Origin of the sequence: Streptomyces sp. NPDC005803 (assembly GCF_040630435.1) — a bacterium.
Classification (GTDB): Bacteria; Actinomycetota; Actinomycetes; order Streptomycetales; family Streptomycetaceae; genus Streptomyces.
The window spans coordinates 1-15,654 of sequence record NZ_JBEXXO010000029.1 but is presented as its reverse complement, the minus strand read 5'-3'; the positions used below and the strand labels follow the sequence as shown (position 1 = coordinate 15,654).

General features: G+C 65.9%; 10 protein-coding genes, 1 tRNA gene and 1 other RNA gene. 8 read left to right on the top strand and 4 right to left on the bottom strand.

Features of this window, described 5'->3' with window-relative positions; all coding sequences use genetic code 11:
• Positions 1–40 precede the first annotated feature (40 nt).
• An RNA gene (gene ffs, locus ABZ454_RS31815) (signal recognition particle sRNA small type) lies at positions 41–137 on the bottom strand.
• 131 nt (positions 138–268) lie between these two features.
• Between ffs and ABZ454_RS31810 the strand changes: the two genes are divergently transcribed.
• From ABZ454_RS31810 to ABZ454_RS31795, 4 genes are all read left to right on the top strand, one after another.
• Positions 269–356, top strand: a tRNA-Ser gene (locus ABZ454_RS31810).
• 330 nt (positions 357–686) lie between these two features.
• Positions 687–2,657, top strand: a complete 1,971-nt coding sequence (locus ABZ454_RS31805) for a class I SAM-dependent DNA methyltransferase (RefSeq protein ID WP_359543051.1) — start codon at positions 687–689, stop codon at positions 2,655–2,657.
• A gap of 137 nt (positions 2,658–2,794) precedes the next feature.
• The gene (locus ABZ454_RS31800) at positions 2,795–3,904 is read left to right on the top strand and encodes a restriction endonuclease subunit S (protein WP_359543050.1); all 1,110 of its coding nucleotides are present in this window, start codon (positions 2,795–2,797) and stop codon (positions 3,902–3,904) included.
• Complete coding sequence (locus ABZ454_RS31795; RefSeq protein WP_359543049.1) at positions 3,904–7,050, top strand: type I restriction endonuclease; 3,147 nt, start codon at positions 3,904–3,906, stop codon at positions 7,048–7,050. The genes ABZ454_RS31800 and ABZ454_RS31795 overlap by 1 nt, the downstream gene beginning before the upstream one ends.
• A gap of 116 nt (positions 7,051–7,166) precedes the next feature.
• Here ABZ454_RS31795 and ABZ454_RS31790 read toward each other — a convergent pair whose 3' ends face one another.
• The 3 genes from ABZ454_RS31790 to ABZ454_RS31780 form a co-directional block, all read right to left on the bottom strand.
• On the bottom strand, positions 7,167–8,939 hold the full coding sequence (locus ABZ454_RS31790) for a tyrosine-type recombinase/integrase (protein WP_359543048.1): 1,773 nt from the start codon (positions 8,937–8,939) through the stop codon (positions 7,167–7,169).
• Positions 8,936–9,235 carry a helix-turn-helix domain-containing protein gene (locus tag ABZ454_RS31785; RefSeq protein ID WP_359543047.1) on the bottom strand — a complete coding sequence of 100 codons (300 nt, stop codon included), beginning with the start codon at positions 9,233–9,235 and terminating at the stop codon, positions 8,936–8,938. The genes ABZ454_RS31790 and ABZ454_RS31785 overlap by 4 nt, the downstream gene beginning before the upstream one ends.
• 130 nt (positions 9,236–9,365) lie before the next feature.
• On the bottom strand, positions 9,366–9,911 hold the full coding sequence (locus ABZ454_RS31780) for a helix-turn-helix transcriptional regulator (protein ID WP_355287967.1): 546 nt from the start codon (positions 9,909–9,911) through the stop codon (positions 9,366–9,368).
• 266 nt (positions 9,912–10,177) lie between these two features.
• Between ABZ454_RS31780 and ABZ454_RS31775 the strand changes: the two genes are divergently transcribed.
• From ABZ454_RS31775 to ABZ454_RS31760, 4 genes are all read left to right on the top strand, one after another.
• Positions 10,178–11,716 (top strand): DnaB-like helicase N-terminal domain-containing protein, encoded by a 1,539-nt coding sequence (locus tag ABZ454_RS31775; protein ID WP_359543046.1) that lies wholly within the window; start codon positions 10,178–10,180, stop codon positions 11,714–11,716.
• A 295-nt stretch (positions 11,717–12,011) separates the two neighbouring features.
• Positions 12,012–12,806 carry a DUF2637 domain-containing protein gene (locus ABZ454_RS31770; protein ID WP_359543111.1) on the top strand — a complete coding sequence of 265 codons (795 nt, stop codon included), beginning with the start codon at positions 12,012–12,014 and terminating at the stop codon, positions 12,804–12,806.
• 321 nt (positions 12,807–13,127) lie between these two features.
• Entirely contained in the window at positions 13,128–13,679 is a 552-nt protein-coding gene (mobC, locus tag ABZ454_RS31765) for a plasmid mobilization relaxosome protein MobC (protein ID WP_359543045.1), read from the top strand.
• Positions 13,680–13,683: 4 nt separating this feature from the next.
• Positions 13,684–15,408: a mobilization protein gene (locus ABZ454_RS31760; protein ID WP_359543044.1), complete on the top strand. Its 1,725-nt coding sequence runs from the start codon at positions 13,684–13,686 to the stop codon at positions 15,406–15,408.
• The last annotated feature ends 246 nt before the right edge of the window (positions 15,409–15,654 follow it).

Genomic DNA, 15,654 nt, shown 5'->3' with positions numbered 1-15,654 from the left:
GCTCACCGCCAGATCCGGACGCCACGGACGGCCCCGGACACGCAAGGGCCCCCCACGCACCCGCCAGAGCCGACTTACCCTTGCTGCCTTCCGGCCCTGGGGGAGTTCAGTCAGATAGCGCCACGTGAGGGGCTGACGCCCACCTTAGCCGATCCCCACCCCCGCAAGTCCACCTCCCCCGAACCGGAGACCCCGCCGAGACCACCCGGGGACCTCCGGGACGGAACAGGTTCGCGAGCACTCCTCAACGTCTTGTATTGTTTGCCCCGGAGGATTCGCCTAGTGGCCTAGGGCGCACGCTTGGAAAGCGTGTTGGGGGCAACCCCTCACGAGTTCGAATCTCGTATCCTCCGCCATTGCTCTCACCGGGCAATACGTCGAAGGGCCCCGCAGCTTGCTGCGGGGCCCTTCGACGTGGGTGGTCTCAGTTTTGGTCTCAGTTGGTCGGCAGAGTCCTGGCGGGTCGCCCAGTCATGCCAAGCAAGCTTCCAGAGCGCCTACCGGCGGGACCGACGCCCGTTGCGTCGCGCCTGTGAGGCTGGAGGCACTCAAGTCTTGGCGGGTCATGTTGCTGCGCTCACAGATGAGGCAGCCTAGTCAGCTGGGAGTCGGCGATCTGGCAGATCGCATCCATGGCCTCTGCAATGCTTGGCCCATACCACTGGTAGGCAGAAGGCAGGACCGAGTTGAGCACCCTTGGTAACCTCGTGTGGTCGATTGCTGACCAGCTGCGAGGCGTCTACAGACCGCATCAGTACGGCGGCATCATCCTCCCGTTCACGATTCTGCGGCGCCTGGACTGTCTCCTTGAACCCACACGCGACGACGTGCGCGCCCTAGCTGACAGGTACGACGGCGGAGCTTTGGATGTCCAGGTCAAGCGCAAGACCGGCCTGACCTTCTACAACACTTCGCGGTACGACTTCGTCCGCCTGCTCGAAGACCCTGAGGGCTTGCGCGCCAACCTGATTGACTACATCACGCGCTTCTCCGGCAACATTGACGTCTTCGAGCGCTTCGGGTTCGCAGCCGAGATCAACAGGCTCGAAGAGAAGAACCGGCTCTACCTCATCGTCGCCAGGTTCGCCGAGGTCGACCTACACCCGGACACAGTCCCCAACGCTGTCATGGGGGACCTATACGAGCACCTGATCTACAAGTTCGCGGAAGCGTCCAACGAGGAAGCCGGCGAGCACTACACCCCGCGCGACGCGATCCGCCTCATGGTTGACCTGCTGTTCGCGGAGGAGAGCGAGGCTCTGCTAGAGCCGGGCACCATCCGCACGATCTATGACCCCACCGCAGGCACGGGTGGCATGCTCTCGGTTGCCGAGGAGCGCCTGCTGGAGCGCAACCGTCATGCTCGCCTGCGCCTCTACGGGCAGGAGATCAACGACCTGTCCTACGCCATCTGTAAGTCGGACATGATCGGCAAGGGGCAAGAGGTCAGCAACATCCGCCTCGGTGACACCCTGGCCGACGACAAGTTCTACGACAAGACCTTCGACTTCTGCATGTCTAACCCGCCCTACGGGGTCGACTGGAAGTCTTCGGAGTCCGCGGTCAAGGAGGAACGCAAGAAGGACGGCCCGAACGGGCGCTTTGGCCCGGGGCTGCCACCTGTCTCGGACGGCCAGATGCTCTTCCTGACGCACCTGGCACACAAGATGCGGCCCGCACACGAGGGCGGAGGCCGCGCAGGCATCGTCCTGAACGGCTCCGCGCTGTTCACCGGCGCGGCCGAAACTGGCCCGTCAGAGATCCGTCGCTGGCTTCTGGAGAACGACCTGGTGGACGCGATCATCGCGTTGCCCACCGACATGTTCTTCAACACAGGCATCGCCACGTACATCTGGCTCCTGAACAACACCAAGCAGAGCGAACGGCGCGGCAAGGTCCAGTTGATCGACGCCTCCGGCATGTGGACCAAAATGCGTAAAGGTATGGGTTCCAAGCGCAGGGAGATCGACGCGACTACCCGCGAGCGGATCGTGAAGCTGTACGACGCCTTCGCCGAGACCGAGCACTCCAAGATCCTGAAGACTTCCGAGTTCGGTTACTGGACGATCACCGTCGAGCGCCCGCTGCGGCTGAACTTCTCCACATCGCGCGCTGCTGGCCTTGATAACAAGACGCTCGCTAAGGCGTTCGGTAAGGACACCGACCCGACACCCTTCCTGACCGCGCTGGCCAGCATGGGCAAGCAGATCTACCAGAGCCAGTCCAAGTTCATCGAGGCCGTGCGCAAGGAGTTCGGTACAGCCGAACTGAGGCTGACCCCCGCCCAGTACCGCCACCTGGCCATCGCCCTCGGGGAACACGACGACACTGCAGAGATCATCACGGATACCAAGGGCAACGCCGAGCCGGACGTCCCCAGGCGCGACTCAGAGAGCGTCCCGTTCACCTACGGCGGCAACAACCTCGGCGAAGCAGGCCGGAATGAGACGATCAAGGCGTACTTCGAGGCCGAGGTCGTCCGGCACGTGCCGGATGCCTGGATTGACACGAAGAAGACGAAGGTCGGCTACGAAATCCCGTTCACCCGGCTTTTCTACACATACACCCCGCCGCGTCCGTTGGCCGAAATTGACCACGACCTGGAAGCGCAAATCGCCAAGATCATGGGGCTGCTGCGGAAGGTAGATCATCTGTGATTGAGTACGAATCTGTTAAGGCTTCCCAGTCGCCGTGGCTAGATTCAATTCCATCGCACTGGATCTTCAGTAAATTCCGATACGAGGTTCGGGTTAACGGCGGACTGGTGGACCCACGGCGGGCACCGTGGCATCACATGACCCTCATTGCCCCGAACCATATCGAAGGGCAAACGGGGCGCCTGCTGACCCAAGAGAGCGCTGAAGACCAGGGCGCCGACAGCGGAAAGTATCTTGTTAAAGCGGGTCAGGTGATTTACTCGAAAATTCGCCCGCAACTCAACAAGGCAACGGTCGCCCCGTCAGATTGTCTGTGCAGCGCAGACATGTACGCCCTGTCATTTCGAGATGGCGTCGACACTCGGTACGCGGTGTACTACATTTTGGCACGCCCTTTCCACACCTTCGCATCCGTACTCTCCGCGCGCGTCAAAATGCCGAAGGTTAATCGGGAAGAACTTGGGGATGCGCCGTGGCTTGTGCCACCGCTCGATGAGCAGCGGGCCATCGTTGACTACCTCGACCGCGAGACTTGTCAGATCGACACACTAATCGCTGAACAGAAGCGGCTCGTCGAGATGCTAAAAGAGCGACGTCAAGCAATGATCGACCACGCGTTCGCCGAATCCTCACAGCGAATCCAACTTCGGAGGTTCATCGAATTTCTGACCAGCGGATCGCGCGGATGGGGTGATTATTACGCTGATACCGGCGACGTGTTCGTGCGGATCGCCAATCTACCAAGAGGTTCCCTTTCCCTAGGTGGCGATGTGCAGCGTGTATCGCTCCCTTCGACCGTCTACGAGGGGCAGCGCACAAAACTAAAGGTCGGCGATCTCCTATTTTCGATCACCGCCTACGTCGGTTCGGTTGCAGTTGTTGATCAGGAGTGGGTCGACTCCTACGTCAGCCAGCATGTTGCCCTGTGCCGGATCGACCGTTCCGCACTGGACTCCAAATTTACTGGCTATTTCATGCTCTCTACCGAAGGTCAGGATCAGCTTTCCCAAGGCGCCTTCGGCGGGACCAAAGTTCAGCTTGCGCTTGACGATATTCAAGCACTCCGCGTGCCTGCCCCGCCTCTGGATAAGCAGCGGCAGATCGCCGAACACCTTGATCGAGAGACTTCCCGGATTGACATCCTGATCGCGGAGTCTGAACGGCTGGTCGAACTGTCCCAGGAGCGGCGCACCGCCCTCATCACTGCGGCCGTGACTGGCCAGATCGACGTCCGGCAGGAGGGCTGATGGCCCAGCACAACGAGGTCGAGTTCGAGAAGGAGCTGGGCGAGTACCTAGCCGCACGAGGCTGGCTGTACTCCGAGAACGACATCGGCTACGACCGCGAGCGGGCCCTGTTCCCGAAGGACCTCTTCGAGTGGCTGCAGGACTCGCAGCCCGATGAACTGGCCAAGGTCGTCAAGGCCGTTGCAACGGACGAGGCCAAGCAGCGCGACCAAGTGCTGGATCGGTTGGTGAACTTCCTGGCGATCGATATGGAGAACGGCGGCGGCACGCTCAACGTGCTGCGCCATGGGTTCAAGCACCTTTCAGCCAGACTCCGCATGTGTCAGTTCAAGCCCGAGTCCGCCCTGAACGCCACGACGGTGGCGGACTACGAGAAGGTCCGCCTGCGCGTAATGCGGCAGGTCTACTTCTCCACAGCTGACCAGCGCAGCGTGGATCTGGTGTTCTTCATAAACGGCCTGCCGGTAGCCACGGCCGAGCTCAAGACGGACTTCACACAGACGGTCGAGGACGCGAAGCGTCAGTACAGGACCAGGCGGCAACCGAAGGACCCGGGCAGCAAGCACGTGCAACCGCTGTTCACCTCCGGGCGCGGCGCGCTGGTGCACTTCGCCGTGTCCAACGACGAGGTCTGGATGACCACGCAGCTGGCCGGCGAGAAGACCTTCTTCCTGCCGTTCAATCGGGGCAGCGAGGACGGTGGGGCAGGCAACCCGCTCAACGCGGAGGGGTCGCCCTCGTCCTATCTGTGGGAGCGGGTGCTGCAGCGGGATGCGTGGCTGAACGTCTTCGGCCGGTTCATGTACATCAAGCACGACCGGCACATCGATCCGATTTCCGGCAAGGTGACTCGATCGGCGGCCCTGCGCTTCCCGCGCTTCCACCAGTGGGAGGCCGTCACTAAGGTCACCGACGCCGTGATCGAGGAAGGCGCCGGCCACCGATACCTGATCCAGCACTCGGCGGGCTCAGGCAAGACCGACTCGATCTCCTGGCTGTCCCACCGCCTGGCCCGCCTGCAGGTGGACAACACCAAGGTCTTCGACTCGGTCATCGTCGTCACCGACCGCACTGTGCTGGACGGGCAGTTGCAGGACGCGATCAAGCAGATCGACAACGACCAGGGCATCGTGCTGGCCATCGACCGGAAGCAGGCCGCCCGCGAAGGATCCTCCAAGTCAGGGCTGCTGGCGAAGGCCCTGGCTGACGGCAAGCTGATCATCGTCGTCACGATCCAGACCTTCCCCCACGCGATGGCCGAGATCCGGAAGTCCAAGGGCCTGAAGGGCAAGAAATTCGCCGTCATCGCCGACGAGGCGCACTCTTCTCAGTCCGGGCAGGTCGCCAACAAGCTGAAAGCCGTACTAACGTCCGAGGAGCTCGCAGAGATCGAGGAGAGCGGCGAGGTCGACGTCGAGTCGGTCCTGGCTGCCGAGGCGTCCGATCGGGCTGCCAGCGAAAACATCTCCTACTTCGCGTTCACCGCCACGCCCAAGGGCAAGACGCTGGAGCTCTTCGGCCGGGTGGCCGACGGCACGGATCTGGCGCCGCAGCCGTTCCACGTGTACTCGATGAAGCAGGCCATCGAGGAGGGCTTCATCCTCGACATTCTTCGGGGCTACCACTCGTTCAAGCTGGCCTTCCAGGTTGGGCAGAACGCTGCCAGCGGCAACTCGGAGGTCGACCAGAGCGAGGCGACCAAGCAGGTCATGCGGTGGGTGAAGCTCCATCCGCAGACCGTCTCGCAGAAGGCCGCGATCATCGTCGAACACTTCCGCTCCAACGTCGCGCATCTGCTGGACAGACACGCCAAGGCCATGGTCGTGGCCGACTCTCGCAAGGGCGCCGTGCGCTTCAAACTCGCCATCGACGACTACATAGCCAAGAAGGGCCTGGGCTACGGCACCCTGGTCGCCTTCTCCGGCAAGGTCGACGACCCTGAGTCCGGGCCAGCTGACTTCACCGAAGCGTCGATGAACCCGGGCATACACGACCTGCGGACCGCGTTCAAGGGCGACGAATACAAGGTCATGATCGTCGCGAACAAGTTCCAGACTGGCTTCGACCAGCCGTTACTGTGTGCCATGTACGTCGACCGGCTGCTGTCGGGCGTGACGGCGGTGCAGACGCTTTCGCGCCTCAACCGCACGTTCGTCACCCCGTCAGGCGTCCACAAGACGTCGACAATGACGCAGATCGTGGACTTCGTGAACCCTCCGAACATCATCCAGGAAGCATTCGAGCCGTACTACACCGACGCGCACCTGGAGCAGTCCACCGATCCCAACCTGGTGCACGACCTGTCCGCCAAGCTGGACACCTTCGGTATCTACACGCTCGCCGAGATCGACCAGTGCGCCGAAGCGTTCGTAAAGAACAGGGGCAACAACGCCCTGACGGCTGCGGTGAACCCTGGAAAGCGACGGTTCCAGGACCGGTACACCTCTGCTCTTTCCGCGAACGGCGGTGAGGGCGACAAGGCCGCCCTGGAAGAGCTCGACATGTTCCGCAAGGACGTCGGGAGTTTCGTTCGCCTCTACGACTTCATGAGCCAGATCATCGACTACGGCGACGCTGACCTGGAGAAGCGCAGCATCTACCTGCGGCTACTGGCCCGGCGGATCCAGCCGGACAACTTCACGGCCCCGATCGACCTGTCCGACATCGCACTGCAGAACGTCAAGCAGATCGACAAGGGCAAGGCCGACATAGCCCTCGGCGGGCAGGACATCGCGCTCAAGGGTGTGTCGGGCGCGGGGTCGGCAGGCAAGAAGGACCCGAAGATGGTCGCCTTCCAGGCCGTCCTGGATCGGCTCAACGATCTCTTCGGCAACGAGGACTTCACGGCCACCCAGAAGGTGTCCTTCCTTGAGGCCCTCCTTGGCTCCCTGCTGGAAGACCAAGACCTCGTGCAACAGGCCAAGGTCAACAGCCCCAACCAGTTCGCCGAATCCCCGGACTTCGACGACGCTGTCACGGGAGCAGTCGCGGACAACCAGGGCGCACACAACAAGATGAGCGATTACTTCTTCACGAGCACCATGGGCAGGACACAGTTGGTCGCCGAGGTCGCCAAGTGGTTTTACGCCGTCGTCCTCGATCAGGCTGCGAAGACCGATGACGCCACGGAGCCGACCCTTCAGTAAGGCGGGATAGCAAGACGTTCGGAAGGCGGATTCAGGCGGGCCACGTGCGGGCGTTGGCAGGGGGAGGTAGTCCCATGTCAACGCCCGCACTCCAACTCAGAGGGGGGCCGACGGCGCTACCACTCGTCGGTGTCACCGTACTTTCCTGGGTTCTGAGCGCGGTCCACAGCCTGTGCACACGCCTCGGCGAACGCGGCCTCCACAGATTCCTGGTCCGTACCGCGCGCATCAGCCTCGACCTCCTGGCCCACGCCGGAGAGCCGGACTGTGCGCCAGACCGACGGGCGGCCGGTGTAGGCATCGGTCTCGAAGTCCCAGGCCGGCACCGACCACCGATCGGGGAGCCCGGTCGTTGCGCGCTCCCCACCTGGGACGAAGAGGGCTCGGGCGTGGAAGACAACGGTCCGCTCCGGCATCTGGTCGCGCACTGCGCGCACGCCATTGGGTCCCTGGCGCTCCCAGCGTCCTCGGTCCCACTCCTCGACCTCAGCCGTCCGGCCCGGCCAGTCCTCGCTCCACTGGGCAACAACCTCTGCAGCGTGCGCGCGCTGGACGAAAGGCACCCGCCGCTCGCCGAGGCGGGCAACGTGGACCATCAGCTCCGCGAGTACGGGGCTGTGGTCGGGACTGGGCGCGATTGTTCCGACAGCTTGGCCCGGGTCGGTGCCCCAGAGGAGGCCGCCGATCTTGTCGGCGGTGTCCTTGAGAACACGGCTGGTCAGGTGCTGGTATCGGCGACGCATTCGGGCAGACTTTCCAGGTTCCCAGCCCATGATCGCGTCCACCACAGCGTCGGAGACACCGAGGATCAGCAGGACGGTCGCCGCGGTGTGGCGGGCATCGTGAAGACGGCCATCGCGGACTTTCGCTGCCTTCAGCAGATCCTTCCACTTGTGGAAGTCCGTGTTCGGGTTCAAGGGCTCGCCGATGGGCGACGTGAAGACGTACCCCTTCTCCGTCCAGAGGTCGCGGGCGAGCGCTCGTTCGCGGGTTTGCTCCTCCTTGTGCCGGCGAAGTAGATCCATCAGCTCGTCCGGGGCACCGATAGGCCGCTGCCCAGCCCGTGACTTCACGTTCTTGGTCTCGCGCCGGACGTTGATCTTCTGCGGGCAGAAGCCGGGCTTACGCCCGCAGCGGTCGCCACATCCGTGTTGGTAGCGGGGCCGCAAACGACCTCGTCGGACACGGATCACGCCGAGCTCGAAGTCCACGTCAGTCCACTGCATGCCGAGGACCTCGCCCTGGCGAAGTCCGAGCGCCAAGGCGATGACCCAGCGGGCCGCATTGCGGTGCTTCCCCGCTTCTGCCAGGAGGCGCTGGACTTCCTCAACCGAGTACGGCTCGACTTCGTCCTCTTCGAGGCGCGGGGACTTCGCAATCGTGGCCGGGTTGCGAGTGAGGTGGCCACGCCGTACGGCCTCGTTTAGGGCGGTGCGAATGGTGCGGTGGGTCTGGTGCGCGGTGCCGGCGGCGCTGCCAGCCTCCTGCATCTTCTTGTAGAAGCGCTCCAGGTGCTCTGGCTCCAGCTTCTCCAGGCGGTGGGCACCGAGGCCGGGGATGAGGTGATGATTCACCGCGACGCGGTAGCCGTCGATGGTGTTCTCGGAGACGTTCGGCTCGGCAATGTTCTCGACCCAATGGGTGAGCCAGGTCTCTAGGGTCCAGCTTTGACCAGCCTTGCGGACTGCGCCCTTGTCGCGTTGCCGCTCCAGCTCCCGTACGACTTTGGTGACCTCGGCACGGGTCTTGCGGCTGATGTGACGGCGGTCAGGCTTGCCGTCGTCCTTCACTCCGACGGTGACGCGGCCGTGCCATCGGCCGTCCTTGCCGAGATAGATGCTGGAGGCGCCGTTGGGCTGACGGCTCTTCGCCGTCTCGCCCCGCGTCATGCTGCGGTCCCGAAGTCGCTGGCCATGAGGCGCCGGGTCAGGAAGTCGTTCACCGCCTCCGCTGGGATGCGGCGCAAGCTGCCGATCTTGACCGAGGCGATCTCCCCGGAGGTGACGTACTCGTACAGCTTCGTGCGGCCGATGCCGATGCGGCGCGCGGCTTCGGCAACGGTGAGGGCCACGAGGGTGGTGTCGACTCCGGCGGGACGTCGTTCGAAGAGCAGATTCCGCAGGTCGGACTCGGAGACGTCCAGCAGGTCCGCTATCTGGGCAAGCGGCAGTTCGGTGCGGTGCAAGGGAGGGTCCTCTCCTGGCAGGCCACGGGACGGCGAATCCCGGTAGGCCGGCAAGTCGTTCAGGGATGGGCGTGAAGAGAAGGAACCGGAGACGGCAGGCCCTCGCTGTTCGTAGCAGCGAGGGGCCGAGTCAGCTCTGTTCGGACGGCGCGTCCATGCGCTCGCCGAGATAGCTGCGAAGCCGAGTTGGCGCTCCGAGGTGGTGATGGAACTCGCCGTTCGAGGCGATGGTCAGCTCGTGGGTCAGCAGAGCCTTGACCATGTCCTCCTGGTTGGGATTGGCGTCCGTGTACGCCGCGAGTTCGTCCTGGATCCGGCGCATGTCCTTGCCCAGGGCCCGCCATTCCTTCCATCTCGCGACATAGTCGCCGACGAGACGACGGACCAGCGGGTTGGCGAGCTGGCCGGGGGGGCTGGTCAGCTCGTCGAAGGTCAGGTCGAAGACCTTGCAGAAGCCGAGCGCCTCATCGAGGTTGACCCGGCGACGGGGCTTGCCGCTCTCGATGCGCCAGATCGCGGACTGGTTGACCGGGTGGCCAGCGTCTGCCATTCGCTCGGCCAGCGTGACCGTGCTCCACCCGCGTGCCTCGCGTTCGAGCTTGATCCGCTCCGCGACATGCTCCTCGGCTGGCGGCCGGTCCGGCCCCGCGCGGGAGGCGCCTTCGTCACTGCTCATCACTGCACCTCCTTGCTGGGGCCCGACGGACAGCCGGGGCGATGGTGAAAACTAAACACCATTCCGGAGCGAAATGCAACCGTTGCGCTTCCGAAAACGTCAGGTACTGTAGACGTCCGCCCTCGAACGGCGGTGAACGCAAAAAGCCCCCGACGCTACGAACGTCGGGGGCCAAGCACGAACTCTCGTAACCGCCCATCCCTGAACGATTGACCCGCGTGGCCTGGGATTCGCCGTCCCGTACGGCCCGCAAGTTGAGGAGCTCAATGTCCAGTATGGACGAACCCCGGCCGACCGCGCCACACCTCGCGGGAACCGGCCGCCAGCCCACGGCCGGCGACCTCACCGCGGTTCCGCCGCACGACGTCGACGCCGAGGCCGCCGTGCTGGGGGCCTGCATGCACAAGGGCGCGGTGATCGACGAAGTACGCCTGCTGCTCGACGCAGCCGATTTCTACCGCCCCGCACACGAGACGGTCTGGCGTGCAATCCTCGCCCTGCACAGCGAGGACAAGCCGACCGACCCCATCGTCCTGTCGCACCAGCTGCGCGCCCAGGACGACCTGGAGCGGGTCGGCGGTGTGGTGTACGTCCACCAGCTCGCCGACGCCGTGCCCTCCGCCAGCAGCGCCGCCTACTACGCGGGCATCGTGCGCACGATGGCCGACCTCAGGCGTCTGCGCGCCTCCGGCATCCGCACCGCTCAGCAGGCGATGGAGCCGGGCGCCGATCCGGATGCCATCCGCAGCGAGGTGGAGGCAGAGGTCCAGGCGGAGCGCGAGCGTGCGCTGGCCTCGGGACAGGGCCGACTCTCCCGGTTCATCACCGACGGATGGCGCTTCGTCACCGAGACCGGCACTGACACCGAACCTCTCTGGGGCACTCGGGAGCAGACGGCCTGGTCGTCGGGAGAAAGCCTGATGATCGTCGGAGCGCCAGGAGTCGGGAAGACCACGCTGGCCCACCAAGTGATCCTCGCTCGTCTGGGCCTGTCGGACAGCGTCCTGGACATGCCGGTCGCACCGAGCCGACGGGTGCTCTACCTCGCGCTGGACCGGTACAAACAGATCGCCCGCGCCATGGCCCGCAGCGTCGGGCCCGAGCATGAGCAGCGGTTGCGCGACGGGCTCGCCGTCTGGCAGGGCCCCCTGCCCGCCAGTCTGGACAAGGAGCCCGACCTCCTCGCCGACCTCGCCGCAGCCCACCAGGCCGACACCATCGTGATCGACAGCCTCAAGGACGCGGTAAGCACGCTGGTCGACGACGCACTCGGCGTCGCCTACAACAACGCCCGGCAGCGAGCTATCCGCAATGGCGTCGAGATCATGGAACTCCACCATCAGCGCAAGGCCACCGAGGGTGCTCCACGTGCCCAGAAGCCCACCCTGGACCGCGTCTACGGCTCTACGTGGATCACCTCCGGCGCGGGCAGCGTTCTCTTCGTCGCCGGGGAGGCCGGCGACCTCGCCGTCACCCTGCACCACCTCAAAACGCCCACCGGCGAGATCGGCCCCCTCCAGGTCATCCACGACCACGAACGCGGCATCTCGACGCTCGACCCCGCCCTCGACCCGGTCGCCATCCTGCGACAGCGCCCCGACGGCCTGACCGTGCGCGAACTCGCCATGATCCAAAGCGGCCAGAACAACCCCGAGCGCTCGGCCACCGAGAAAGCCAGGCGCACCCTGGACCGACTCGTCAGGGCCGGACTCGCAGGCAAGGCCGAAGGCACCGCAGGCGGCACCGGAGGCGGCCAGCAAGCCCGCTACCGCGCCTCAGTCCGCCATATCGGCGCCGTCTCCTGACCTGATCGCCGAAGGCCGGGACCGTACACGAGGGTGTACACGCACCCCTCCCCCGCGCACCGGCCCACGCCTCGCCGCAGGCGTACACGCCAGGAACGAAACCCCAGGTCAGACGATCACGCGATCGTTCACGCCGTACACGCACACCAGCGTTCACGCGTGAGCCCCCCTTTAGAAGGGGGCTCGCGTGTACGCCCCCTGCGTGAACGCCGTGATCGCCTCCGCAGAACCACCCCGGAGAACCCGCATGACCACACCCGCCACGCCTCATGACACCACCCAGCAGGGCAACGAGATGCCCCACGCCGAGCACGTCCAGGACGTGAAGCCACAAGCAACGGCCCACCATGCGGCCGAGCGGTACGCCCTCGCCGCAGCCGGAACCGTCATCATCGCCCTCACCGCCGGCGGCTTCTGGCTCTCCTACGCACACCTCGCCCAAGTCGCCGGGCAGCATGGCCTGGGAAGCTCCCCGGTCCGGCAATGGGCCTGGCCCGCGACCCTGGACGCCTTCATCGTCGCGGGCGAACTGCTCATGCTCCGCGCCGGCCTCCGTCGAGTGACCGACTGGTGGGCGGTCACTCTGACCGCTACCGGGTCGGTCGGATCCATTGCGCTCAACGTGGCCGGTGTCAGCGGCACGGGCAACGCGAGCATCGTGCCCTTGCTCGACTACGTGGTCGCGGCGGTTCCCCCGACCGCAGCCCTGCTGGCCTTCGGCGTGCTGATGCGGCAGATCCACCAACTGGTCGACCGGCCCCTCGACCGCCCGGCACTCAATTCCGCCGAGGCACCGGAACTGCGGGCCACACCATCCGAACGCATCGCCAATCCGCAGGCAACCGATTCCAGCCGAATGCCGCCGCCCCGGATTGCGGAGGGCCAGCCGCGTGGTGGGCGTCCGGTCAGCGCGACGGTCGAGGAACTGGTTGAGATCGGACGGATCGCCGCGGCCGAGCAGCGCAAGCTCACACGGGGCGTCGTGCAACAGGCCATACGGGCCAAGGGACATACGGTCGGCGGCCAGAGGCTGACCGAAGTCATGGAGGTCCTCCGGTCGGAACCCGGCGCCGGTCGGAACGTCGGCTGATCCCCCGCCATCCGGTGGCCGGAACTCCTCCGGCCACCGGTCGCGACGGCCCCCGCCTCTCCGCCCGATCACTCATCCACACTCCCGCAGTCGTAGCCGTGGCCTCCGCACGCCACCACCCGGCCCACACCTTCCGGAGAGCTATCCGTGACCCACGACCCGAACCACACTGACGGCTCCATCGATGGGCCGCCGACACTGACGAAGTCGCCTACGCTGACAGAACGTTTGCGGCGGGCGTTCGGACGGACGGCTCCTGGCGGAGCCAGTAGTACCCCGAGTCCGACTCCTGGCCGGTCTTCGGGGGTCTCCGCCCCGGGGGTGGCGGAGACGGTCCAGCGCCAGGGGGCGCCGGTCCGGGAGGTCGGGGCCGAGGGCGGCTCCGACCAGAACAAGTTCCGTACCGTCCAGCAGCAGATCCTCCACCCCACGCCCACCGCCGAGCCGACGGCCGGCGAACGCGATGTGCAGAGCGTCCAGCCGGCGATCCGCCGCTTCACCGGCACCAAGCGAACCGTCCGCGTCGGCCCGCTGCGCTTCACCGCCGACGAGCACGCCGCCCTCCAGGAGGCCGCCGCCGAGCACGGCTACAAGGGGGAATCCGGCTTCGCCGCCGACATCGTCCTGGCCTTCATCGACGGCCGCTTCACCGCGAACCTCCCCCTGTCCGAGGACCGCCGCCGCACCCACATGTTCCGCGCCCAGGTCCTGCGCGCCCTCAACCGCACCGGTGTCAACATCAACCAGATCGCCCGGGCGCTCAACAGCGACTTCACGCCGCCCGATATCCGTCAGCGCCTTGACGAACTCCACCACCTGCTCGCCCTGATTGCCGAAGCCCTGCGTCGGCCCACTGATCCGACGGAGGTCTGACCGGATGATCGCCGCCATCAAACCGACCGGATCCAACACCCGCGGTCTGCTCGCCTACCTCTACGGCCCTGGCCGACACGACGAACACCTCGACCCGCACCTGGTGACCGGCTTCGCCATGCTCGGCATGCCCGACCCCGGACGCGACGAGAACGCCACTCTCACCGATCTCGCCCGCCACCTCGACGAGCCCGTTCACCTTCGGAACAGCGAGTTCGGCAAGCCCGTCACCGACCATGTCTGGCACTGCCCTGTCCGCGCCGCACCCGAAGACCGTCATCTCTCCGACACCGAGTGGGGCGAGATCGCCCAGCGCATCGTCCAGGCCGCAGGCATCTCCCCTGACGGCGACGACCTGGCCTGCCGATGGATCGCCGTACGCCACGCCGACGACCACATCCACATCCTCGCCACCACCGTCCGCGAAGACGGCCGCCGCCCCAAACTCCACGACAGCGGCATCCGCGTCGGCGACGAGTGCCGTCAGATAGAGAAGGACTACGGGCTGCGCCGCCTACGGAAGGGCTACCGCACCGCCGAGCGTCGCCCCACCCAGGCCGAGATGCACAAGGCCGAACGCCTCGGCTGGGAGCAGACCAGCCGCCAGTGGCTCCAGGACCGTATCCGCGCCGCTATCCCGCACGCCACCAGTGCCGAGGAACTCCTCGCCTACCTCGATGCCGGCGACGTCCTGGTCAAGCCCCGCCGCGGCCCGTCCGGAGACCTCCTCGGATACGCCGTCGGTCGCCCCGGCGACCTGAACAGGGACGGCGAGCAGATCTACCACCCCGGCGGGAAGATCGCCCCCGACCTCACCCTGCCCAAGTTGAAAGCCCGCCTTGAGAACGGCGCGCCCGAGGAACACCCCACAGCCCGCCGCGACCGACCCACCACTCCCTGGCATCAGGCCACCGAAGCCCTCGACACCCTCCGCCCAGATACCACCATTACGAGCGCCGACGAGGACGCACGGACACAAGCGAGCATCAGCGCTCTGGGCGAACTGATCGAAGCCACCGCCCAAGCAGCGCCCGCCGACCATCGCGCTCAACTGCGCCTAGCCAGTGCGGCATTCTCCCGGGCGCAGCGGTCGCAGATCCGTGCCGAGGACCGTGCCGCCCACGCCCTGCGGACTGCGGCCCGCGACATCGCACACACCGCCACCGGCCCCGACGGCAGCGCCCTCGCAGCGCTGACCGCCGCACTCCTCTGGGCCGCCATCCTCGCCGCACGCTGGCATGAGGCCAAGGGCCACGCCCACCAGGCCGACGCTGCCCGCCAAGCTGTCCAGCACCTCCAGTCAGCAGCCGACGCCGCGCTCGCTCCGACGCTCACCGAACTCGAAGCCCGGCGCCCTGGTGAAGGAACCCGCCGCACTCTTGCCAACGACGTACGCGCAGCCGTCCCCGAACACGCCGAGCGGATTTTCGCCGACCCGGGCTGGCCCGGGCTCGCCACTGTCCTCGCCGACGCCGAAGCCAGCGGCCACAAACCACACCAGCTCCTCAAGGAAGCAGCCGCCCGCCGAGAGCTCAGCACAGCTCGCCGACCGGCCCGCGTCCTGATCACCCGCATCCAGCACACCAGCCGCAACCCCGCACCCAACCGCCGCGCCGAGGCAGCCCGCCTACGAAGCGTCAGCGCATCAGCCCTGGGCGCCCCTTCACCTAACGACCAGCCGAGGACAACCGCAGCGCCCACGAGGCAGCCGAGCCGCCACCGACGCTGACCCGGCAGGAGAGCCAGATCCCCAGAGACCCGCCAGCAACGTCGGCGAGGGTCTCCTCAGAACGCCCGTGAGCCCCGGAAGCGTGGACCTACGTCGGAGATGCGCCTGTATATCAGCGGCTGGGCCGGTCACCACGCGTGGTGACCGGCCCCCCGCCCGGTGGGCGCCCCCTCGGGTGGGGCGTTGGGGAGAGCAAACGGGAGTACGACAAGGACAAAGTTAGGGTTGGGGGTATGGGGGGTGTGG